Annotated in this window: 15 protein-coding genes and 1 pseudogene; 5 read left to right on the forward strand and 11 right to left on the reverse strand. The window is 43.4% G+C overall.

Annotated elements, in window-relative coordinates; translation table 11 throughout:
• Positions 1 to 54: 54 nt before the first annotated feature.
• The 6 genes from J6836_RS18425 to J6836_RS18450 form a co-directional block, all read right to left on the reverse strand.
• Positions 55 to 1,005: a carbamate kinase family protein gene (locus J6836_RS18425; protein WP_219245316.1), complete on the reverse strand. Its 951-nt coding sequence runs from the start codon at positions 1,003 to 1,005 to the stop codon at positions 55 to 57.
• A gap of 74 nt (positions 1,006 to 1,079) precedes the next feature.
• On the reverse strand, positions 1,080 to 2,642 hold the full coding sequence (locus J6836_RS18430; protein ID WP_219245317.1) for a solute carrier family 23 protein: 1,563 nt from the start codon (positions 2,640 to 2,642) through the stop codon (positions 1,080 to 1,082).
• A 255-nt stretch (positions 2,643 to 2,897) separates the two neighbouring features.
• Positions 2,898 to 4,313 carry a DUF1116 domain-containing protein gene (locus J6836_RS18435; RefSeq protein ID WP_219245318.1) on the reverse strand — a complete coding sequence of 472 codons (1,416 nt, stop codon included), beginning with the start codon at positions 4,311 to 4,313 and terminating at the stop codon, positions 2,898 to 2,900.
• Positions 4,313 to 5,863, reverse strand: coding sequence for an acyl-CoA synthetase FdrA (fdrA, locus tag J6836_RS18440; protein ID WP_219245319.1), 1,551 nt, complete (start codon positions 5,861 to 5,863; stop codon positions 4,313 to 4,315). The genes J6836_RS18435 and fdrA overlap by 1 nt, the downstream gene beginning before the upstream one ends.
• Positions 5,853 to 6,776 (reverse strand): DUF2877 domain-containing protein, encoded by a 924-nt coding sequence (locus J6836_RS18445; RefSeq protein ID WP_219245320.1) that lies wholly within the window; start codon positions 6,774 to 6,776, stop codon positions 5,853 to 5,855. The genes fdrA and J6836_RS18445 overlap by 11 nt, the downstream gene beginning before the upstream one ends.
• A gap of 86 nt (positions 6,777 to 6,862) precedes the next feature.
• Positions 6,863 to 7,468, reverse strand: a complete 606-nt coding sequence (locus J6836_RS18450) for an ankyrin repeat domain-containing protein (RefSeq protein WP_219245321.1) — start codon at positions 7,466 to 7,468, stop codon at positions 6,863 to 6,865.
• Positions 7,469 to 8,068: 600 nt separating this feature from the next.
• Between J6836_RS18450 and J6836_RS18455 the strand changes: the two genes are divergently transcribed.
• Positions 8,069 to 9,004 (forward strand): LysR substrate-binding domain-containing protein, encoded by a 936-nt coding sequence (locus J6836_RS18455; protein WP_219245322.1) that lies wholly within the window; start codon positions 8,069 to 8,071, stop codon positions 9,002 to 9,004.
• 67 nt (positions 9,005 to 9,071) lie between these two features.
• Here J6836_RS18455 and J6836_RS18460 read toward each other — a convergent pair whose 3' ends face one another.
• Together J6836_RS18460 and J6836_RS18465 are read right to left on the reverse strand one after the other, a co-directional pair.
• The gene (locus tag J6836_RS18460) at positions 9,072 to 9,929 is read right to left on the reverse strand and encodes an alpha/beta hydrolase (RefSeq protein WP_219245323.1); all 858 of its coding nucleotides are present in this window, start codon (positions 9,927 to 9,929) and stop codon (positions 9,072 to 9,074) included.
• A 277-nt stretch (positions 9,930 to 10,206) separates the two neighbouring features.
• Positions 10,207 to 12,255: pseudogene (locus tag J6836_RS18465) on the reverse strand (TonB-dependent receptor domain-containing protein).
• Positions 12,256 to 12,517: 262 nt separating this feature from the next.
• On the opposite strand from J6836_RS18465, the gene J6836_RS18470 reads away from it, so the two are divergent.
• The 4 genes from J6836_RS18470 (at position 12,518) to J6836_RS18485 (ending at position 19,742) form a co-directional block, all read left to right on the forward strand.
• The gene (locus J6836_RS18470) at positions 12,518 to 13,600 is read left to right on the forward strand and encodes an efflux RND transporter periplasmic adaptor subunit (protein WP_219245324.1); all 1,083 of its coding nucleotides are present in this window, start codon (positions 12,518 to 12,520) and stop codon (positions 13,598 to 13,600) included.
• Positions 13,597 to 16,683: an efflux RND transporter permease subunit gene (locus J6836_RS18475; protein ID WP_219245325.1), complete on the forward strand. Its 3,087-nt coding sequence runs from the start codon at positions 13,597 to 13,599 to the stop codon at positions 16,681 to 16,683. The genes J6836_RS18470 and J6836_RS18475 overlap by 4 nt, the downstream gene beginning before the upstream one ends.
• A gap of 346 nt (positions 16,684 to 17,029) precedes the next feature.
• Positions 17,030 to 18,202, forward strand: coding sequence for a multidrug efflux MFS transporter periplasmic adaptor subunit EmrA (gene emrA / locus J6836_RS18480; RefSeq protein ID WP_219245326.1), 1,173 nt, complete (start codon positions 17,030 to 17,032; stop codon positions 18,200 to 18,202).
• A 16-nt stretch (positions 18,203 to 18,218) separates the two neighbouring features.
• Positions 18,219 to 19,742: a DHA2 family efflux MFS transporter permease subunit gene (locus tag J6836_RS18485; protein WP_219245327.1), complete on the forward strand. Its 1,524-nt coding sequence runs from the start codon at positions 18,219 to 18,221 to the stop codon at positions 19,740 to 19,742.
• A 41-nt stretch (positions 19,743 to 19,783) separates the two neighbouring features.
• Here J6836_RS18485 and paaY read toward each other — a convergent pair whose 3' ends face one another.
• The 3 genes from paaY to paaK all read right to left on the reverse strand — a co-directional run bounded on the left by paaY (position 19,784) and on the right by paaK (position 22,799).
• Positions 19,784 to 20,377 carry a phenylacetic acid degradation protein PaaY gene (gene paaY, locus J6836_RS18490; RefSeq protein ID WP_219245328.1) on the reverse strand — a complete coding sequence of 198 codons (594 nt, stop codon included), beginning with the start codon at positions 20,375 to 20,377 and terminating at the stop codon, positions 19,784 to 19,786.
• A 21-nt stretch (positions 20,378 to 20,398) separates the two neighbouring features.
• Positions 20,399 to 21,337, reverse strand: a complete 939-nt coding sequence (gene paaX, locus J6836_RS18495; RefSeq protein WP_219245329.1) for a phenylacetic acid degradation operon negative regulatory protein PaaX — start codon at positions 21,335 to 21,337, stop codon at positions 20,399 to 20,401.
• Between the two features lie 151 nt (positions 21,338 to 21,488).
• Positions 21,489 to 22,799 (reverse strand): phenylacetate--CoA ligase PaaK, encoded by a 1,311-nt coding sequence (paaK, locus tag J6836_RS18500; RefSeq protein ID WP_219245330.1) that lies wholly within the window; start codon positions 22,797 to 22,799, stop codon positions 21,489 to 21,491.
• Between the last annotated feature and the right edge of the window lie 92 nt (positions 22,800 to 22,891).

The following is a 22,891-nucleotide window of genomic DNA, read 5'->3' on the forward strand; positions in this document are numbered from 1 at the left end:
TGAAATGGGCAGTTAATTCGCAGATCCCGATGAGAAGATCCGCGAATTGAATATTTACCCTTTAACGATATGGGTACCGGTTTCGCCACGTAGGGCTTCAGGCAATTTTTCAGGGGTGGTGATAATCACACGCTTACCGCCGTTGGCAATAAACGATAGGCTTGCTTCAATTTTGGGCAACATGCTACCTGCAGGGAAATGGCCTTCTTCCATATAGCGCTGCATATCGCTGGTGGAGGTTTCTCCGAGGGCTTTTTGCTCTGGTTTACCGAAGTGAATACACACTTTTTCAACACCCGTGGTGATAATCAAAATATCGGCGTTCAGTTCTTTGGCGAGCAACGTAGTTGATAAGTCTTTATCAATTACCGCATCAACGCTTTTGTATCCACCATTTCCGTTATCAATGACAGGAATCCCCCCACCGCCAGCCGCAACGACCACATAATCGTGCTCTGTTAAGGTGCGGATGGCTTTCGATTCAATCACTCGCTTTGGCTCTGGAGAGGCAACAACACGGCGATAACCGCGGCCAGAGTCTTCCACAAAATGCCACGTTGGGTTGGCTTGTTGCAGCTCGTTGGCTTGTTCTTGCGTGAAGAATGCGCCGATTGGCTTAGTCGGTGCGCTAAAGTTCGGGTCGTTTTTATCCACTTCTACTTGTGTGACAACCGTAATCGCTTGGCGATTATGGCGTTTAGCTAGCACGTTAGTGAGTGCTTGCTGAACTAAATAGCCGATCCCACCTTGAGTGTCTGCAACACAGTTAGCGAGGGGCGTTAATGGCAAACCTTCGGTTTCATGTGCGATTTCTGCACGGCGTAAATCCAGCCCAACTTGAGGTCCATTTCCATGAGTCAAAACAATGTTGTAGTCGCCTTCAAGCATGTCACTAATATGGTGTGCGACTTCTTGGACGGCTTTTTCTTGAGCTTCGATAGACTGGCTGTTGTTATCTTTGATAATACTGTTGCCCCCGATGGCAACAACCACGAGTTCTTTCATTGTTAATATTTCCTGATACAGAGAGTTCGGATAGTAGGTGTACAGCGCACACCTACTAGGCAAGGTTGGCTACGTTACACTGACTTGCTGAGCTTCTCAGACTTTTCAGCTTGTTGTTCTTCAACCGATTTACGGCTATCTAAAAAATGCTTGAGTACAAACAAAGCCGCCATCATGAGGTAAGCGTAAACAAACATCAAGGTTGAACCGGTTGCAATTCCTACCGCTGGGGAGTGAATAATTCCGAAGAACACTAATACGGCTCCCACGGCTGCGGCAATCGCACCACGTAATGGTTGATTAAGGATAGCGAAGATAGCGATACAACCCCACAGCATACTGGCTAATGGTGCCCCGTTACCTAAGTGCACAAGACCTTGGTAATAAACGCCTTTGTGTAACAGAACTTCCGTCCCAATCGCGCTTGCAGAGGTGCCTGCGGCGCCCATCACACTATTCACCATGGTGAGTGCCCAGTTGGCGATCCACGGGAACAGGCAGATAAAGATAACAGGGACTTCCACTTTCGGCGTTTCTCGCACCACTTGGTTAGCGGTAACAACCCCGATAAATACCAGAATTGGCACGATAGCGGTCATTGGAATAATGGCTAACATGAATGCGCCGATACCGAATAACGGCACGATAAACATCGTGATACCGGATGCTAAGGTATAACCCACGCTTGCGCCCATTGCTTTCCAACCTGCGTGACCCACGTAAACAGTGACAGGGAATGGGTTACCCATAAAGCAACCAACGGTGGAAGATAAACCGTTCGCTAACATGACTTTACGTGTGTTGTATTCATCACCCGCGGCGTGCGCACTTTCAATGTTTTCAAGGTCAAAGATATAGTTTGCGAGGCCCAGAGGTACCGCTGATGCTAAGTATGGCAGTGCGTGTGGTAAACCTTGGAAGAAGCTATCAATGTGGATACCTGGAGGGTTAAAACCAAATGATGCCATTGAGTCTTTAATCGCTTCGGCACTTTGTAAGCCAGAAACCCATGCTAATACGGTACCTGCGATCAGCAGCAGTAAACCGGTTGGGATGCGAGCAAAGATAGGTTTTTTACCGAACCAGTTAATGAAGATTAACAGTAAAACCACAAAAGAAACGGTCGGTGCTTCAAACGCTTGCAGCATTGGGTTCATCGCCAGAAGCAGTAAACCTAAGCCAGACAAACAGGATAACAACACGGTACGTGGGATCATCTTACGGATGGTTTCACCTAAGAATGAACCACCCACTAAAATCATGGATTCCACAAAACACCAAACCAAGGCGATTTGAATGGCAAACTCGGCATTCTGCGTGGTTTGGTACACGGGCATGATAACTAAGAACGTCACGGTGAAGATGGACGGGGCACTTGGGCCAGAAGGCAGTGCAGTCACATCATTTCGACCAGTTTGCTTGATCATTTGCTGACCAAAGTAGGCATAACTGATGCTGGCGAGTAAAACGGCGAAGCCAAAAGCGGGAGCGATACGGCCGTAAACAATTTCGGATGGGATCCCAACGACGAAGATTAATAAGCCCATCATGGTGAGGAGGTTGGTCAGGTTATTGGTCATTAAGCCGAAGTAGGCCGCCAAGTCACCACGTTTCCACTTTATATTAAGTATACTCATTTTAAGTGTTCCCCTGTATACCCGTCATACTTTGAACTGCAGCGTTGTTGGCTGCATTCACTCGCCCTAGTTACATACTGATGTATGCTCCTAGGGTCTCGTTTACTTGCCGCCTAGCTGCAATTCAAATTATTTAGGGTATGTCCCTCTATGCTTTGAGTTACAGCACTGTTTTTCAAATAAAATTAATCAGGGTATATGTCTCTTTAACTTTATTACCTAACCGAAGTTAGGCGTTATTTTTATAAATGGAAACTAGGCGTATTTTTCCGCGTAAGCCAACATCGCTTTTTCAAAGCAATCAAACGGCGGGTGAACAATACCTGCTCCAATCATACCGATACCTGCATCTTTATGGGCAATTGCTGTGTTGATGACAGGTAAAATACCGCTAGCTGAAACTTTCGTAATATCAATGGCTGTTGGGATACCCATAAAGCCGAGTAATGGGATAGTCACATTCGGGTTTTCACCCAGTGTGATTTCGCGCATCTGACGAGAGAAATCCACCGCTTCTTCTACGGTACCGCCAACTAGTGCGACGATTGCGGGTGCTGTTGCCATTGCAAAGCCGCCGATGCCATAGGTTTCAGTGATTGCAGAGTCACCGATATCTAAACCTGAATCTTCAGGTTTATAACCCGCGAACATTGGGCCGATAACTTGCTGTGAAGGGCCTGTAAACCAATAACCTGGTAACCCACTGATACGTAAGCCGAATTCATAACCATTACGAGCCATGGTGGTGACCACGGTGCTGTATTCGATACCGTGTGCTGCATCCATTGACGCTTTACACATTGCCATCCATGTTGGGCCTGAGAAATAATCGCTACTTGCGACGAAATCAAACACGTCTTTTTGCTGTGCGACAGAGAAATCAGTTTGGATAATCCCCGTGGTCAGTGCTTGGATAAGCAATGTGGTGCCCGCGTTATTACGGTTATGGCACTCATCTCCCATATGTAATGCTTGCGCTAACATCAAACGCAGGTCAATTTCACCAACGATCTTCATGGCATCACGCAACATTGGGCCCAATACATCGCGCATCCAATTCAAACGGTCGATAACGCTTTGGTCATTTGCTCCCATACGCAGGATTTTAGCCATTTGCTCACTGAGGTTTGTGAACGCGCGGTTGCCGTAAGTTTTGTTTTCAACGATATGCATAAACATCGATGCAGACGTCACACCTGCCATTGAGCCCACGCAATCATGTTCATGGCACGGAGAGAAGATAATCTCACCCGATGCGGCAACACGCTCAGCGTCCGCTAAATCTTTCGCGAGACCTTCAAAGACCAAAGCACCTGTTACTGCGCCTTTCATCGCACCGCACATGTCTTTCCATTCCACTGGCGGGCCTGCGTGTAAAATGGTGTTTTTAGTCATACCCGGTACGACATTAATGGCTTGGTCGTAACCGATTAATACAGGTTGAGACTGAATAATGCGTTCGAGAGCTTGTGCGTTAGCGGCTTCAATTTTTTCTTGTAGCGCGGCATTTCCTTCGATTTGGTCGAGAGCACGAATAACCGCAACGTTGCCTTGTCCTGGTGGCGTCCATGTTAAATGTGTCACCGGAACATGTTGTTTTTTCAGGTCATCGCTGAACATCTCAATACCCACATTGATGACACTTAATGGTTGATTAAATAATGTAGTCATTATGCTTTCTCCCCTTTCCACACAAACTCACGTCCCAATAACCCAGTATTCGTGCTGCTGCTAGCCCAAATTACACCTGCGTCAGTCAGCATTTTGACCTGCGCATCCATATTTGGCGTGTCTTGGTCAGTGCCCAGTACATAACCTAAAATTTCTAATTCACGGCCATCTTTTTTGGCGATATTTTTGGCTTCTTTGATAGCATCAATCATCACGCCAACAGGGTCTTCGTGAGAACCAAAGCCAAGGACAAAGTCCATCATGATGACGCCAACTTCTGGGTCGCGGGCTTCTTGCAGTAAACGCTCAATACGGTTTGTTGGGTCGATCATTGGGTGTGGTTTACCATTGGTAAAGTCATCGTCACCAAAGTCGAGGAAGGTGTGGGCAATACTTTTGTTTAAATCCTTTAAGCGATATTCAGGGTTTGGCTGGATATTACTGTAAACATCGTCATATTTTTCCAGCGCAGCAAACATGGCCTCATCACATAGCGTACCGCCACAGAACAGGCCGCGAATGTATTTTTGCTCAGGTTTGAGTTTGGCTCTCACTTCATCGATTAATGGTAGATTCAGTGGGTGCAGGTCTAAATCTTCTTTGCGAATACCCGTTAGTAGAACCGCTTTCAGTGCTGCTTCTTTAGTACCTTGAGCAAAGGTTAACCCCGGTTTATCATCAGGAAGAGGTTGGCTACCTAAGAAACAGACAACAACGGGTTTATGGCATTTTTCAGCTTGCTCAAGCACTTTTTTCGCAACTGCCGGTGCTGGTGGCTTAGAAATCAATGCGATAACTTTCGTTTCTTCATCCGCATCAAGCATCTTCAGGGCATCGATCATCATGATCCCGCCGATTTTTTCGCTAAGATCACGGCCGCCAGTACCGATTAATTGAGAGACACCTGCACCGAATTCGTGAATACGTACGCTCAGTTCTTGGCTACCTGTGCCCGATGCGCCGATAATACCAATGCTGCCACGGCGTACATTGTTACCAAAGCACAGTGCGGTGCCATTGATAATCGCCGTTCCGCAGTCCGGGCCCATCATTAATAAGCCTTTTTTGCTGGCGAGCTGTTTCAGAGCTAATTCATCTTCAATGGAGACGTTATCCGAGAACAGCATGACGTTAAGGTCATTTTCTAACGCAATGCGCGCTTCACGAGCGGCAAATTGCCCATTCACAGAAATCACCGCTAAGTTGGCATCGGGGATGTGCGTTTTTGCGGAGTTGATGGTGGCGTATTTTGCTTCATGGGAGCCGCCGCCTTGGTTTTTCTTATTAAATAATTCTTCGATAGCAATTAATGTTGCATCGTTGGCTTCATCACTTGGCCCTTTAATCACAATCATTAAATCGCCATTTTTGGCTTCTTCTAATTCAGTGGTTAATAACCCTAAATTACGCAGAACGCCTTTGTTCATCTCCGTTGCCATTGCAACAAAAGCTTGCTCAACATTATCGAGCTGATTGGCTTTAGTTGAAATAGACATCAATGACACAGAATCAAAATAGGTATTTTTCTTTATGACAACTTTAGTCGACATATCTTTCTCCGAAATAGTGAGTGAGGTACAAAGCGTCGCGAAGGCCAAATAGCATGTCGCTGCCTGAACTCGACCCGATATTTAAAATCTCTAAAAATTGTGGATAAATATTTGTCTCTTGCGCACCAACTAATGACTGAATTAATTGCTGCATATTTTCGCGATATTCTTGGTTTAAGGCCTTTTCTAACGTGATGGCGCTAATGGGGGTCGTTTGGCTTTTGCTTTGTGTTATCCCTTGATAAAACGCAGGGAATAAAGCTGAAGCGGGGTGACCTTTTAATAACAAAAATGCCATTAACCCAACTAAATAATCATCACCAGAAGGCGTAAGCCCAATACCTAACCCAACAAATTGCTTAATAATCTTGGTAATACTCTGTTGGTCTTTGTTTATTAATGATTCAATGAGATTTAGACGTAATTGAATCAATTGTTTTGATACGGTTAAATAAAACAAGTTTGTGCCCTGATAATTAAATAGGGAGCTTGAGTTATCCTGTAAAACAAAATCCAAACTTTTAATTTGGTTTGCTATATATAATAAATAGTTTTCTTTAATTAACTTCTTAGAATCAAAATTAATAGTTAACGGTTGCCAGTGTTTACATAAAGAAAATGAAATTGTGTAATTTTCACCAATATTCCATTCTTTATTTGATAGATAAATAGGATCCCCTTCTTTTAATGTTAAAAGAGAAAAGTCTGTATTTATTAATCGGCAACTATTTGGTGCATTATCTAACGAAGAGCAAAGTAACGTATAAAGGGTATTCTCTACCGTAAAATTAATCGCTTTATTGAATACCTGCTCTATTTTTCCTAAAGACTGCGGCTGATGTAAAAGGTTGAGAAAATGGTTATCAGCCGTGAGCCCGTATAATATTTGCCGATGGGATATGGATGCGTTCACGTGCCTCCTTATCTCTACTCGTCACACTTCAAGTTGTATGGGTGTCGCCTACATGCAATTTGAATTATTTAGAGTATATGGTTTAGTTACGCTCCAGCAGCAACCAGTAATTCAGCAATTTCGTGATAGCCTTTTTCACGTGCGAGTTCTAACGGTTTTTTGCCGTATTTATCCGTCATATGCGGGTTGGCACCATGTTCTAGTAGCAGCTTAACGATTTGCTGTTGCTTCTCGCCACCGTCATTTAAGACGATAGCTTCAAGGAGCGGAGTCCAGCCCACAAAGTTGGTGTGGTTGACGTTAATTTCTGTTTTTTCAAGCAGTTCACGGACTATCTCAACGTGGCCTTTTTCGCTTGCAGGCGTGATCCCGACACCACCAAAACGCGTTAATAAATCTAAATTTGGTTTTGCAGGTAACACAAGGCGTAATAACGTTAAGTCGTTATTCAAGCAACTTAATAAAAATGGGTTAAAACAAGTTTGGTCTTGTTTATCAATATCCGCACCTGCATTAATCAGAAAAGAAACACATTCATAGTGTTTATTGAGACTTGCATTCACAATGGCAGTACGACCTTGGCGGTTGGTGGTATTAATATCCACACCTTTTTCAATGCAATTTTTTAATAACTCTAATTGCCCTTTTTCAGCCGCAGTTAAAAATTCTTGAGCGAGTGTGCTGGTGGTCATTCTTTTCCCCTTAGGTTGGCTTATTAGTATTGCCAACATAGATAAAGACAATTTAAAGATTATTTATGATGGTTAGAGCATACCAATTGCGATTAATAAAAAGAATCCATTTAAATTTAATTCATCAATGAGAGGCTCTATTGTTGAATTGAATTCAATAATTAGCCTTTTTTGTGCGTGTACGCATTATTTTTTATCTTTTTTTGAAGTTTTTTGCCTATTTTTTACTCGTTTTTATCGATTGTTTTTGATAAATGGGAAATCAGAATAAGTCATTATTCTGTTCTGTGACGCACATCAAATTGAAGGTTTTGTGATTGTTAAATTTGTGATTAATTTGATCGTAATCAGGGTAAATGTTAATACTTGGTTTGGGTATTTAATTCAATAATATTAAGTATTTTGATTATTAATAGCCCTTCAGCTTTCGTGGTTTAAATGACGACTTAAGGTAAATGAGATTAAAACACTTCTTCTTGGCAATTATTCTGTTAAGCTATTTAAGAATCGATTGAAAAATAGCCTGAATTTCAATCTATTGAATAATATTCACATAAAAAGCTAATTTGATTAAAATTAAAACACGTTGGGAAGGCGAGTATGAACTCAATTTTTACTGAAGAAAATTTATTGACCTATACCACCGCAGCCAAATTTGCGAGCTTCAGTAAAGCTGCAGAAGCGTTAGGCATTACGACATCGGCCGTGAGTTATACCATTAAGCGCATTGAAACTTATTTAGATGTTGCATTGTTTATTCGTGACACTCGCAATATTGAATTAACGGAAGCGGGTTATTATTTTTATCGTAAAGCAACGGACTTACTGAATAACTTTCATTCCATTCAAAAAAGTATTTATTCTATTGAGCAAGGTATTGAAGCGCGAGTACGTATCTGTATTAACCAACTTTTATATACCCCTTACCATACGGCTAAATTACTGCAAATCTTAAAGAGGCAATTTGCCACTTGCCAAATTACCGTCACTACTGAGGTGTATAACGGCGTGTGGGATGCGATTATTAATAACCATGCAGATATTGCGATTGGTGCGCCGGGAACATTAATGGATGGCGGGGGGATAGATTATACGGAAATAGGGGCGATCCATTGGCAGTTTGCCATTGCGGCAACACACCCACTCGCATTAATGCCAGAGCCTATTGCCGAAAGCCAGTTGCGTCTTTACCCCAATATTATGGTGGAAGACACCGCAGACACGATAAATAAACGAGTCGGCTGGTTATTGCATGGGCAAGAAGCGATACAGGTGCCAGACTTTAATACCAAGTGCCAATGCCAGATATTGGGCGAGGGGATCGGATTTTTGCCAGACTATATGGTGAAAGAGCATACCAAGAGTGGCCGGTTAGTGGTCAAAAATATTCAAAACCCGCGGCAAGATTCCAATATGTTATTAGCCACGCAGCATTCCGCTACAGGGCAAGTGACTCAGTGGATACGTAAATCATTCACGGACAATGGGGTTTTAGCCGATCTTTACAGTGACTTGCTAAAACCCATTAGTAGTTGACTAGGCGGCGACCCTCTTGCCTTGTCTAAAATGGCATTAATTCGAGACCATCAAAGATAAACAACCCTTAGTGCGTGGCAACTGCCAACGCTTTATTGATGGCATCGGGGATCACGCTTCCGTGACTTTTGCCCTCAAATAAAGTGAATTCGCAGGTTCGCTGGTGGGTTTGAATTTCAGTGCACACTTGGCGGGTGCTGATCCAACTTTTGCGGTTTTGGTAATTTTGGACTTGCTCTTGCGTTAATTTGGATAAATCAGGGGTCTCTTCTAAGCCACCCAAGGTGACAAAAATAGGCGCTGCAGCTTGTTTTTGCGTGAGTTTCTTGAGCTCTACCATTTCCCCTTTCCCCCACCACAATGACGGGCTTGCCGAAACATAGTACTGAAAATCATCGGGTTTTTGTTGATAGGCCATTAAGGTGAATAACCCACCAAAGGAATGACCGAATAAGGTTTGTTTTTGCTTATCAATAGGAAATTGTTGCTCAGCCCAAGGGCGCAATGTTTGGCTGATAAACTGGTACAGCGCAGGCGAACCGCCACCATGGCTAAAGTCTTCCCCAGATACAGGCGGGGTATAATCATAGGTGCGCAAAGCCTTTGGAAAGGCTTCATCAACGGGGTAGCCGATGCCGATAATAATCGGGAGCGAGTCTTTATTGAGTGTTTCCACCGCACGGTTGACGACTTTTGGATATAACCCATTTCCATCAAGCATATACAGTACAGGGCGCTTTGCCGTGACGTTATACGGCACAGCACTGTAGATGCGTAGCTCACGGTCGCCATAAGCCATATCCGTCTGTTTAATATCGTAAAATTGTGCGACGTTATCATCCAAAGGTGGAATACTTTGGCTAGGGCGAGCCATTACGCTGGTTGTTATGCACAGTAGTAGGCTAGAAATTAGGAGTTTATTCATATACTCGTCATCCTTCAAGCTGCATGGGTGTTGACTACGCTCAGCTACCCGAATCACATACTTTTGTATGCTCATCGGGATACCTTCTCTTGTCGCCTACATGCAGCTTGAATGGTTTAGCGTATATACTCGTCATCCTTCAAGCTGCATGGTTGTTGACTACGCTCAGCTACCCGAATCACATACTTTTGTATGCTCATCGGGATACCTTCTCTTGTCGCCTACATGCAACTTGAATGATTTAGAGTATCGAATAGGTAGCCTACAAAAATTAAAATTAGAAACTGACGTTAACGTTCGCCCAATAACGGCGACCATCTTCCACATCCCAGTTTCCATCTACTTTATCAATTTTAGGGCCTTTTTCATTACCAATATTGAGCACCGCAAAGTTCTACTTGGTATTTTTCAATAACTGATAAGTTGCACCTACATCCATGGTGGTATAGCCGCTACGGTAACGAGGTACTTTTGAACCGTTGCGCTGTGCAGCCCACACTTGTTCACCGGTATATTGTGCACGCGTATACAGATTGAGATCTTCGTTAAACTGCCAATCTAATTTCGCGTTAGCCATATGTTTTGGTGTTTTATCCAATGGGTAGCCTTTAAGTGAAATACCATTACCGAGTTTTTCATCATCACTTTTACGTTCTGAATCAGTGTAGGTGTAGTTGGCACTTAGCTTCCAGTCTTTAGCAATTGGAATACCTGTTGCGACTTCAACTCCTTTAACATTTGCCTTGCCGACATTGTCATAAGTATAGAGATTCAGGTTTGAAAGCGGGTCTGGATTGCCCGTGTTATAGCTGGTTAACTTGTTTTTAAAGTCAGTATTAAATAGGGTTAGGCTCGCATCAAAGCCAGATTCATGGTTATAAGCAATGCTGATTTCTTCACTGACGCTTTTTTCAGGTTTCAGGTCTGGATTACCATAAATAATCCCATTTCCACCTTCTGTAGAAGTGCCATAACCTTTACTGACCTCACGCAGTGTTGGCGCACGGAATGCAGATGATACGCCACCTTTAATGGTGATTTCGTCAGTTAGATAATAAACCGCATAACCGCGAGGGTTCCAGTGGTTACCGTAAGTTTCATGGTGATCTAATCGTAATCCACCCGTTAGAATGAGGTCATCAGTTGCAGTAAATTCGTTTTCAACGAATAAAGCAGATTGGTCGACACTCATGCTGCTATTTTCAAATTTTCCTTTGGAAACCAATGAACTGTCTTTGAGTTTTGAGTATTGGTATTGACCACCGACGGTTAAGATGTTGTCAGGTAAGAACGCAACAACTTTACCATCTACCACTGTGTTAGTAATTTCAGGTACACGGTCTTCATAGCGGTATTCAGTCAGCTTAGTGATGGCATCTTTAATTTCTGTTTTGGTTTTTTTCTTCGTACTTTCTTGATAGACACTTAACTCTGTATTAAACGAATCCCATTCACCTTTGTAAGTCAACGCGGCGTGGTTTCGGTTATTGTAGAGTTCGGTTTTTTTATTATATTGTTTTGATTGCCCGCGCATTTCATATTCAGCAAGGGATTTGCCCGGGGTTTCTTCTCTTTCTTGCAGTGTTCTACCTGCTTCTAAAAGGAAGGTTTGGTTTTCAGTTGGTGTAAAACTTAACTTAGCGGTGAGGCTTTTGTTGTCTTTTTTGTAGTGGCCATCTGTAATTTTATCTTCCTGACGATAATCACCACCACCGTATAACTGTAAGCCTAATTTATCTTTAACTAATGGGCCTGATAGATAGAAGTTACCGTCGGTGGAATTACCGCTATCACTGTTTTCTTGGATAATCGCACCTGTGGTTACGCTGCCGTGCCACTCATTGGTGGTTTTCTTAGTGATGATATTGATAACACCACCCATCGCATCGGAACCATACAGGGAAGACATTGGCCCACGGATCACTTCAATACGCTCAATGGCTTCGACAGGTGGCATAAAGCCCGCTTCAAAACCACCGCTGCCATTTGGGCGTGATTCACGGCTGTTTTGGCGACGGCCATCAACCAGTATTAAGGTGTATTCACCGGGTAAGCCACGGATATTAATATCTTGTTTATTGGCTGAACCCACAATACTGACACCTTCTACGTCTTTAACCGCATCAGCAAGGTCGCGCACAGGTTTATTTTGTAACTGTTCGGCGGTGATCACCGTGATACTGGCAGGGGCATCGCGTAATTGTTGTGAATAACCCGATGCGGTGACGATAAGTTTGTCTGAATCTTCTGCTGCTGTTGTACTAAATGAAGTCAAAGCCGCGCAAATACCCGCGGCGACAAGTGTGTAGTGATGTTGCGTAGTCATAGTAATCCCTAGCAAATAGAAATGAGAATGATAATTATATTGTTTGCGAATACTATCACTAAAACATATCGGAAATAAATGATTGGTGAGCTAATTTATGGTCAATATTTGATCTCAGTTAATAATTTTCCCGTATAGCAAAAATGCACTTGATAATTTTTGCCAAGCTTAACGAAAAATTAAGGTTTAACTTTGGTTTATGGAGTTTGTGGTTAAGCGAAATTACAGTAGCGCGAGCGTCTACTCGGGAATTTTATGACTTATGAAACACTTTTTTTTAGCCATTTCATTATTTTTCATTTGCTTGAATACACAGGCAGAGGAAATTCGCCTAAGCGTTACAAACCCAAAAAATGTGATGACAGTTGATGTCGTCAGCATTCCGGGCAAATTTGTGGCAAAAAACGAAATTTCAATTGGTTCTCCACTGCAGCAGCAAATGGTCACTGCGGTGTTTGTGGAAGAAGGGGAATGGGTTGAAAAAGGGCAGTTGCTCGCCACGTTGGAATCACCCATCCAAAGTGCAGGGGTTAATCAATTAAAAGCAGAAATTGATAAAGCTGCCGCATACATTAAGCAACAAGAAGCGCTCAGCGCCCAATCTCAACAAGAGTTGCAACGCTTATCACCGTTGGCAAAAACAGGGGTGATTTCGGCGAATGAATTTGGTAAAGCCAAATCAGAAGCGGCCGCACAGAGTGCATTGTTAACGGCAAGCCGTGCGGAACTGCGCCAACTCAAAGCCCAGTTAATGCGTGAACAAAGCCAAGAAGACAAATCGAAAATTATTGCGCCTGTTTCGGGGGTGATCAGTGAGCGTCATGCGATGAATGGCACGCTGTCAGATAACAGCTTGTTATTTAAGCTGATTGAAAATAATGAATTGGAATTTGAAGCGCAGGCACACCCTTCAGAGCTTTCTCGCATTGTAGGCAGTAATCCCGTCGTGATTAACCTTGATGAAAATCAATCAACATCGGGTAAATTACGCTATTTGTCGCCAAAAATAGATGCATTAACCCAACTTGGGAAAATCCGTGTGGCGCTGACTGAGCCAACCAAACACGTGCGTCTAGGTGAAACAGGCACCATGGTGTACAGCAATTCACCGCGCGAACAGCTATCGCTACCTTATAGCGCTATTCGTACAGAGCCTAATGGCGAACGTTTTATTTTTACCGTGGCAGACGGCAAAGTGGCGAAACAAAAAATACAAATTGGCAAAGTTCAGCAAGGGCGAGTGGAAGTGTTAACACCATTAGCGCCAAGTTTAGAGGTCGTGGCTTATGCACAAGCTTTTTTATCGGATGATGACACTGTTGTGCCTGTAAAGGATAGCCAATGAAATTACAGTTATCTTCTTGGGCCATCACGCGGCCGATCCCCACAATAGTGATGTTTTTAGCATTAACGATCGCGGGGTTATTTTCATTTAATCAATTACCCGTGACTGCCAACCCAGTAGTGACGTTCCCGATAGTCACAGTGACAGTGACCCAAGATGGTTCATCGCCAACAGAGCTGGAAAATGCAGTCACCAAGCGGGTGGAGCGCGCGGTGTCTGGCATACCGGGTATTCGCCATATTACCTCTTCGATTAGCGAAGGCGCATCGAGCACCACCATTGAATTTGACCTCAGTGTCGATGCCCATGTTGCCACCAATGATGTGCGTGAAAAAATGGGGCAAATTCGTGGAGAGCTACCTCAAACAATAGATGAACCGCTGATTAACCGCATCGATGTCGAGGGTGGAGCGATTCTACGCTACGCCGTTTCGTCTGAAACCGAATCTCTCGCGGATTTGTCTTGGTTTGTGGATGACACGGTCAGTAAGCAATTGATCACGGTACCAGGGGTGCAAAAAGTCAGTCGCTTAGGGGATACCGAACGCGTGATCCGCATTGAACCCGATGCGAACAAACTCGCGGCGATGCAAATCTCCATAGCCAGTATTAATGAATTACTGAAAAACAATCACCAGAACTCGGCTGGTGGTAACTCAAAATATAATTCGTTGCAGCATACCATCCGTGTATTAGGTGAAAAATCGACCGCGGATGAGATTAAAAATATCATGTTACCCGTTGATAACCAGCAATCGGTACGATTGGGTGAAATTGCCAATATTTATGATGGCCATAAGAATGTGAAATCTATTTCGCAGTTCAATGGTCAGGATGTGGTCGGTTTTGCGGTTTATCGCGCTAAAGGCTCCAGTGACACCAAAGTAGGGCAAGGCGTCACTGAAGCGGTCGAAAAATTGCAAAAAGCGAATCCAGATATTGATATTCGCCTGATTTCTTCAACGGTTAAATATACAGAATCGAGCTTCTTTTTAACGATTCAAACCTTATTAGAAGGGGCATTTCTCACCGTCATTATCGTTTTTTTCTTTTTGAAAAGCTGGCGTGCAACGTTGGTGGCGGCAGTGGCATTACCGTTATCGATTTTGCCGACCTTTTTTATATTGGCGCTGTTTGATTACAGCTTGAACAGTATTACGTTGCTGGCTTTGACATTGGTTATTGGGATATTGGTAGATGATGCCATTGTTGAAATTGAAAATATCCAAAAGTATATCGAGCGTGGCGAGCGCCCCTATTTAGCGGCATTAAAAGCGTCTGATGCTATCGGTTTTGCGATTGTCGCAATCACATTAACCATTGTGGCGGTGTTCTTGCCCGTCAGTTTTATTGGGGGCTTTGTTGGGCAGTATTTCGTGCCATTTGGTGTGACAGTGTCAGCAGCAGTGCTCTCTTCATTGCTAGTCGCTCGCTTGGTGACGCCTTTAATGGCCGCTTATGTGTTGTTACCACAAAAGGGGGCGCACGATGGTGCGAAAATCCCGAACTGGATAGCGCGTTACACGCGGTTTTTATTACTCACATTAAAGCACCGAAAATTAGCGTCTGCATTGGCAGGGAGCTTTTTAATCGGCTCTGTGGCGGTGACCAGCTTGTTACCCGTCGGTTTTATGCCTGATGGTGATATCAGTATCAGCCAAATCAATATTGAGCTGCCACCGGGTACGCCGGTTGAGCAAACGCAGCAAAAAATGAATGAAATAACAAAACAGTTAAAAGATAGGCCTGAAATTCTTTCGACGTATACGGTTGCTGGGATCGCGGACGATTCCGAGGGGGTTGCTCAACATAAAGGTGAAATGATCCTCACCCTCGTAGAACCAAGTGAACGTGAATTATCACAAAAGCAATTTGAGCTTGAAATATCAAAGTGGTTAAGTGAAAAAACAGATGCCCGTTATACCTTTAGCAACAGTAATGGTGGCAAAGAGTTCTCCTTAATGTTTACAGGGACGAACCCTCAAGAGCTTGAAGCATCAATGCAAAAGCTGCGTGATGCGATGGCGAAAGTGGAAGGGTTAAAAAACGTTCAAGTGCGAAAACCGCTATTACGTAAAGAACTGATTATTAAACCCAATCTAGTGGATATTGGCCGAGCAGGCGTCAATGTTGAGGAAATCGCTAATACGTTACGTATTGCGACTATGGGGGAGGCCAACTCACGCAGTGCCAAGTTTAATTTACCCGACAGACAACTGGCTGTGCAGGTGATTTTACCTGAGCATCAACAAAACAATATTGATGTGCTGAATAATCTATATGTGAATAGTACAGGGGAGCAAGCTGTACCGCTGAAATCGGTCGCTAAAATCGATTCCAGTGATGGGCCTTCACTGATTGAGCGAATTAACCGACAACGGCAGATGTCGATAGAAGCAAACTTGGAAGGGTTGACGCTCGGTGAGGCGCTGGAAATAGTGGCACAACTGCCTGAATATCAGCAATTACCCCACAGCGTTTCACAAGTGGAATATGGCGATATGGAATATATGATTGACATGTTCGAGCGCTTTGGCACCACAATGGTATTCAGTATTTTGTTGGTCTTTGCCATCTTAATCGTGTTGTTTAAAGACTTTATGCAGCCAATTACCATACTGGTGGCGTTACCGTTTTCCATTGGTGGTGCCATTATCGCGCTTGTTTTATATGGCGCAATGATCGATTTACCCGTGATTATCGGTATTTTGATGCTAATGGGGATTGTGACCAAAAACTCGATTTTGTTGGTGGAATTTATTCTTGAAAAACAACGTTCAGGAATGCCAAGGGAAGCGGCAATTATTGAGGCGGGTCAGGAGCGTATTCGCCCAATTATCATGACGACATTTGCCATGATTGCTGGGATGATCCCCCTTGTCTTAACCAGTGGTGCAGATGCTGGATTTAGAGCGCCAATGGCTATCGCGGTCATTGGCGGCTTATTGAGCTCGACAATTTTGAGTTTGCTATTTGTACCAGTAATTTACAGTTTGATGGATGATTTAAAGCATAAATTATTACCGCAACTGGCAAAACTCACCTCAGTGACGCAAGAAGACCGCAATATTAAACAGTGGTAAATACAAACCGGCCAATGTGCCGGTTTTTGCTTCATTTAAATAATAATAATCAATCAAAAAAAGAATGGTTATTGTCGAATTAACGTATTCAGTATATTTAATTGATATTAAATTTATTAAAGTTGAATAAAAGCTATCTAATTATGAATGGTTTTGTTTAAATAAATCATAAAATGAATATATCTTTCCTGATGGTTAAATGTTTTATTTATTTTAAAATTATCAATTGGTTATTTATTTTTCGGGGTGATTGTTTTATTTGTAAAATATTAGCTCTTGCTTTATTACATTTACTTCCTGAATATAGGGGGAGGATTAATAGTGATTTTAGGCCTTGAGAGTTATTATGAGTCAATCAGCCCATTCAGAAACAAATAATCAAAAAACGAAAAGTGAAAAACGTAGAACAGTATGGATGTCTATCGCCACAATAATCATCATTTTATTATTTGTGGCTTATGGTGTTTATTGGTTTTTAGTCTTACGTTTTCAAGAGTATACCGACGATGCTTATGTCTCGGGTTTGCAAATTCCGATTATTGCGCAAACAACGGGTAACGTGACCCAAGTTAATTTTGAAAATACTGACTTGGTGAAAGCAGGTGATGTGCTGGTGGTGTTGGATAAAACTAACGCTCAGTTGGCATTCGAGCAAGCTAAGCATGATTTAGCCACCACGGTGCGTAAAACAAAAGAGTTATACATCAACGGTGATGAGTATCAGGCGCAAATACAGAAAAACCGCGTTTCACTTGCGCAAGCACAAAAAGATTACCAACGCCGTGCGGCACTTGGGCGCAGCGGAACCATTTCGAAAGAAGACCTACAACATTCCCAAGAAGCTGTGCAATTAGCACAAGCTGCGTTGGATATCTCCATTCAGCAATATAATGCGAACCGCGCTTTGTTACGCAACACGGCACTAAGAAAACAGCCAGCCATCCAACAAGCTGCTGATAGTGTGCGCAGTGCATGGATTAATTTGCAACGCACTGAAATTAAAAGCCCAATGACAGGTTACGTTTCAAGGCGTAATGTGCAAGTCGGTTCCCAAGTGAGCCCTCAAAGCTCTTTAATGGCGATTGTGCCTGTTCAACCTGTTTGGGTGGATGCAAACTTCAAAGAAACTCAGCTTGAAAAAGTGCGCATTGGCCAGCCAGTCACCATCAACAGTGATTTTTATGGTGATGACATTGTGTATAACGGTACGGTGGTTGGCTTAGATATGGGAACGGGAAGCGCATTTTCATTATTGCCTGCGCAAAATGCGACTGGGAACTGGATCAAAGTCGTTCAACGGTTGCCTGTGCGAGTTGAGCTTGACCCTGAACAAGTGGCAAAACACCCATTACGCATTGGTTTATCGATGAACGTTACCATTGATATTAAAGACCAAAATGGCCCCGTGTTAGCTGAAGTTCAGCGTACAACACCTGCATTTGAAAGCGATGTGTTAGTGCTGAAATTGGCGGATGTCGACCACATTATCGACAACATTATCAGTGATAATGCGGATTAGCTCGTAAGGAGTGGCTGTGGCAGATATCCAACCCCTAAAAGGCGCGAAGCTAGTTTGGGCAACCATCGCATTGTCCTTGGCGACCTTTATGCAAGTACTCGACTCCACCATTGCAAACGTCGCTATCCCGACAATTGCGGGTAACCTTGGTGTTTCCGTTTCGCAAGGGACATGGGTGATCACCTCGTTTGGGGTATCGAACGCCATTTCAATTGCCATTTCGGGGTATCTTGCTAAGCGCTTTGGTGAGATTCGCGTTTTCTTATGGGCAACGGCGCTTTTTACTTTGTTTTCATTGCTTTGTGGCTTCTCTGATAGCCTTGGAATGTTGATTTTATATCGCGTTTTACAAGGTGCTGTTGCAGGGCCTGTTATCCCGTTATCCCAAAGTTTGATTATGCGGTGTTACCCACCGAAAATGCAGAATATGGCGCTGGCCTTTTGGTCGATGACCATTATTTTAGCGCCCGTATTCGGTCCAATTTTTGGTGGTTATATTAGTGATAACTTCCATTGGGGCTGGATATTCTTTATGAACGTGCCTCTTGGTATTTTCGTGATTATTGTGGGCTCTATTATCCTTAAAGGAATGGAATCGACGGTGGTTAAAGTGCCGTTCAATGTGATTGGCTTGGCGTTATTATCCGTCGGTGTTGGCTGTTTACAAGTGCTGTTGGATAAAGGGAAAGAGCTGGGTTGGCTAGCGTCAAATGAGATTGTGATTTTAGCGGTCGTTTCGGCTATCGCGTTGGTATTCTTAGTGATTTGGGAACTGACCGATAAAAACCCGATTGTCGAGCTGTCTTTATTTAAATCCCGCAATTTCACCATAGGTACCATTTCGGTTAGTTTGGCCTATATGGCGTATTTTGGGGCGATTGTATTGTTGCCCCAATTGCTACAAGAGGTGTATGGCTATACCGCAACGTGGGCGGGGCTTGCACTTGCACCAATTGGCCTGTTGCCTGTTTTATTTTCAGCCCCAGTGGCAAAATTATCCGACTTTTTAGATATTCGCTGGATAGTGACCTTTAGTTTTGTTTTTTATGCCATTTGCTTTTTTTGGCGGGCGTATACCTTTGAGCCGAGCATGGGGTTCTCCGCGGTAGTTTGGCCTCAATTAGTGCAGGGCATGGCCGTGGCGTGTTTCTTCATGCCATTGACGACATTGACGCTTTCGGGGCTTCCCCCTGAAAAATTGGCGTCGGCTTCCAGTTTGGCAAACTTTTTCCGTACATTAGCTGGGTCAATTGGCACGTCAATTACAACCACGATGTGGAGTGACCGCGAATCTGTGCATCACAGCCAACTTACTGAGTTTATTACGGATTATAACCCAGAGTCTTTGGATATGTACCAAGGCATGGCTGCTCATGGGCTAAGTACGGAGCAGACCTCGGGGTTTATTGCGCAGCAAATTACTAGCCAAGGGTTAATTATCGCAGCGAATGAAATTTTCTGGCTATGTGGCTGGGTGTTTATTGTTCTAATCATCACCGTTTGGTTCGCTAAGCCGCCATTTGGTAATAATGCGAAGTAATTCTGAGGGTTAGGGCACCGTTTTATGGGTGCCCTAATGAGTTATAACTGAGATTTTGGGATAATATTCTCAAACTGAAGCACAGGGCGATTGGCTTCGACTTCTGTTAATGGCTCAATTTCTTTAAACGTATTTAAACAGCGCGTGACGAGGCGCTGGTAGTCTTTAGTACCGTTACTTTTCCACGTAATTTCTTGTTCTGATAGCGTGCGTAACACTTTGGCTGGCGTACCGACTATTAAGCTATTTTGTGCAAATATTGTCTCTGCTTTAACAAATGCACAGGCGCCAACAATCGAATTTTCACCAATTACTGCACCATCCATAATTACGCTATTCATCCCGACTAAAGCATTACGTTTGATATGGCAGCCATGTAAGATAGCCCCGTGACCAATATGGCCATCTTCTTCAATAATGGTGTCAAATTGCGGGAACCCATGCATCACGCAGTTATCTTGAACATTCGCCCCATCTTTAATGATTAAACGCCCAAAATCACCACGTAGGCTGGCATTGGGGCCAATATAGACATTTTTACCAATGACGACATCACCAATAACGACTGCCGTAGGGTGAACAAAACTGTCTGGGCTGACAACAGGTGTAATTCCATCAATTTGATAAAAAGGCATAAAGGCTCCTTAACGGTTAATTTAAGCGGCAATTTCCCGCAATACTCCACCAAAACGCCGATAATAAGCGCTAGAAGGTTGAGGAAGTTCACCCACAGTTGTTTCGCTATTCTCTGAAACATATTGGGTTGCAGCTTGGTCGATACGTTGATAAATATTGGTACACAAATGGCGTGCAATATGGCCTTCCCATTGGGGAGGTAAAAGTTCATCAGGTAGCAACGGGTCTTTGAGCGTGACACGGCGATAAAAGTGAATTAAGAGCAGCCGTAACTGAAAACAATGTTCAGGGCTGATTTGTGTTCCTGCATTATCCTTGAGCAATAATGCAAGAGGCCTGAATAATGAAATAAATTGGTGATAATGCTCTGAAATTTCTTGCAAAGACCATGCCTGAGACACCAAGTCTTTCAGGTTTTTTTCTGAACGGCTGTAGGGGTAATCTGCATGAAAATAAATGGCTTGCTCAGTGGCATTGAGCTCATTTAATAACGCAGGTACGTCACTTTGTGCGCAACTTGGCGCGGCCATTAAAGACGTATTAAACTGACCAAACCCTAGCCAGCTAAGTTCTTTTTTTAATCTGATTTTTTCTTCTTTATCAGCGGCTTCTAGCAACAATAAGTTCCATTTGCCATCCCAATCAGGTTGCTCTGCAAGGTAAATTTTTTGTTCTGCTCGTCGAAATCGGCTTTGCCCGCGGGCTGAAATCCGGTAGTAGCTACGTCGGCCAATTTTTTCGACATCTAACCAACCTTCTTTTTGCAAACGAAAAACGGATGTGCGTACAAAGCGGTCAGTAAACCCCATGGGTTCTAATAATTTGGTTAGGCTACCTAACCAAACCTCACCTCCTCGGTGATGTAGCGCATCACCATATAAGGAGCTAATGAGTGACGTGCCACTAATGGGCTGACTGGCGATGGCATGTTGGATAAATTGGTCGAGTTTGGTATTCACTTATGTTTCATCCATAAATTTTCTGTATCAGAATGCTTCCTGAATAGTAGACATAAAATAGAATATTGTCTCGCTTCGTTTTTTATTGAGCCAGTTTCATTAATTAGGCATATCAGAAAAATCAATTCTGTATATGCCTTAACTTATTGATTTAAATTGCAATTCTAGTATCAATGACACGTTCTGCCTTACCTTGTGAACGTGGGATGTCACCGCAATTCACAATGCTGACTCGCGTGCTGATCCCTACCATAGATTTGATACGGTGTTTTAGGTGGTGACAGATATTACAGCGTTCATCATAAGTGAGTTGCGCTGGGTTTTTCAGCTCAACACGGACTGATAAGTTATCCATATTACCTTGGCGACCAATTTCTAACTGGTAGTGTGGGGATAGCTCTTTGAACTGCATAATCTGTTCTTCAATTTGGGAAGGGAATACATTCACTCCGCGAATAATCATCATGTCATCGGAGCGACCTGTGATTTTACCGATTCGCCGCATGTTGCGATTCACGCCATTCATTAAGTGAGTTAAATCCCGTGTGCGATAACGAATTACTGGCATAGCTTCTTTTGTCAGGGTAGTGAACACTAACTCACCATGCTCGCCATCCCCTAATGTTTTGAGAGTTTCAGGGGAAATAATTTCAGGGTAAAAGTGGTCTTCCCAGATGGTTGGGCCGCTGGCACCAGCGTCAGCACATTCCATGGCGACACCTGGGCCCATCACTTCTGATAACCCATAGATATCTAATGCTTTGATGCCTAAGCGTGTTTCGATTTCAGTGCGCAGGGATTCTGTCCAAGGTTCAGCGCCAAATACGCCTAATCTAAGTGAGCACTTACTAGCATCACCACCCATGATTTTCTCGAGTTCGTCAATAATGCTCAGACAATATGATGGTGTGACCATAATGACATCGGGTTTAAAATCAGCAATTAGTTGGGCTTGTTTTTCGGTTTGCCCACCTGACATTGGAATGACGGCGGCACCAAGGCGTTCTGCGCCATAATGTGCGCCTAAACCGCCGGTAAACAAGCCGTAACCATAAGCTACATGAACTTTATCACCACGTACCGTTCCCGCAGAGCGCAAACTACGTGCAATTAAATCCGCCCAGTTATCGATATCACGCTGCGTGTAACCAACAACCGTTGGCCGGCCAGTAGTACCCGAAGATGCATGGATACGGATGATTTGGTCCATTGGCACGGCAAACGTACTGAATGGGTAGTTTTCCCGTAAATCTTGCTTGGTGGTATAGGGAAATTTTTCGATATCACTTAATTTTTTAAAATCATCAGGGTGCACACCCGCATCATCAAACTTTTTACGGTACATTGGCACGTTTTCATAGGCGTGAGTGAGTGTCCACTTCATTCGAGAATACTGTAATGACTCGATTTCATCTCGTGAGGCAAATTCAATTGGGTCGATGCTATCTTGTATCATGCTCATAATTGCCAGTCCTCATAATTATTATGGTAACCAGTTTTCGTTGATAACGTTACTGGTTTTCGCCTGAGCAGGTGTAGGGTTTCAGGCGGATA

The sequence above is a fragment of the Providencia sp. R33 genome, from assembly GCF_019343475.1.
Taxonomy (GTDB): Bacteria; Pseudomonadota; Gammaproteobacteria; order Enterobacterales; family Enterobacteriaceae; genus Providencia.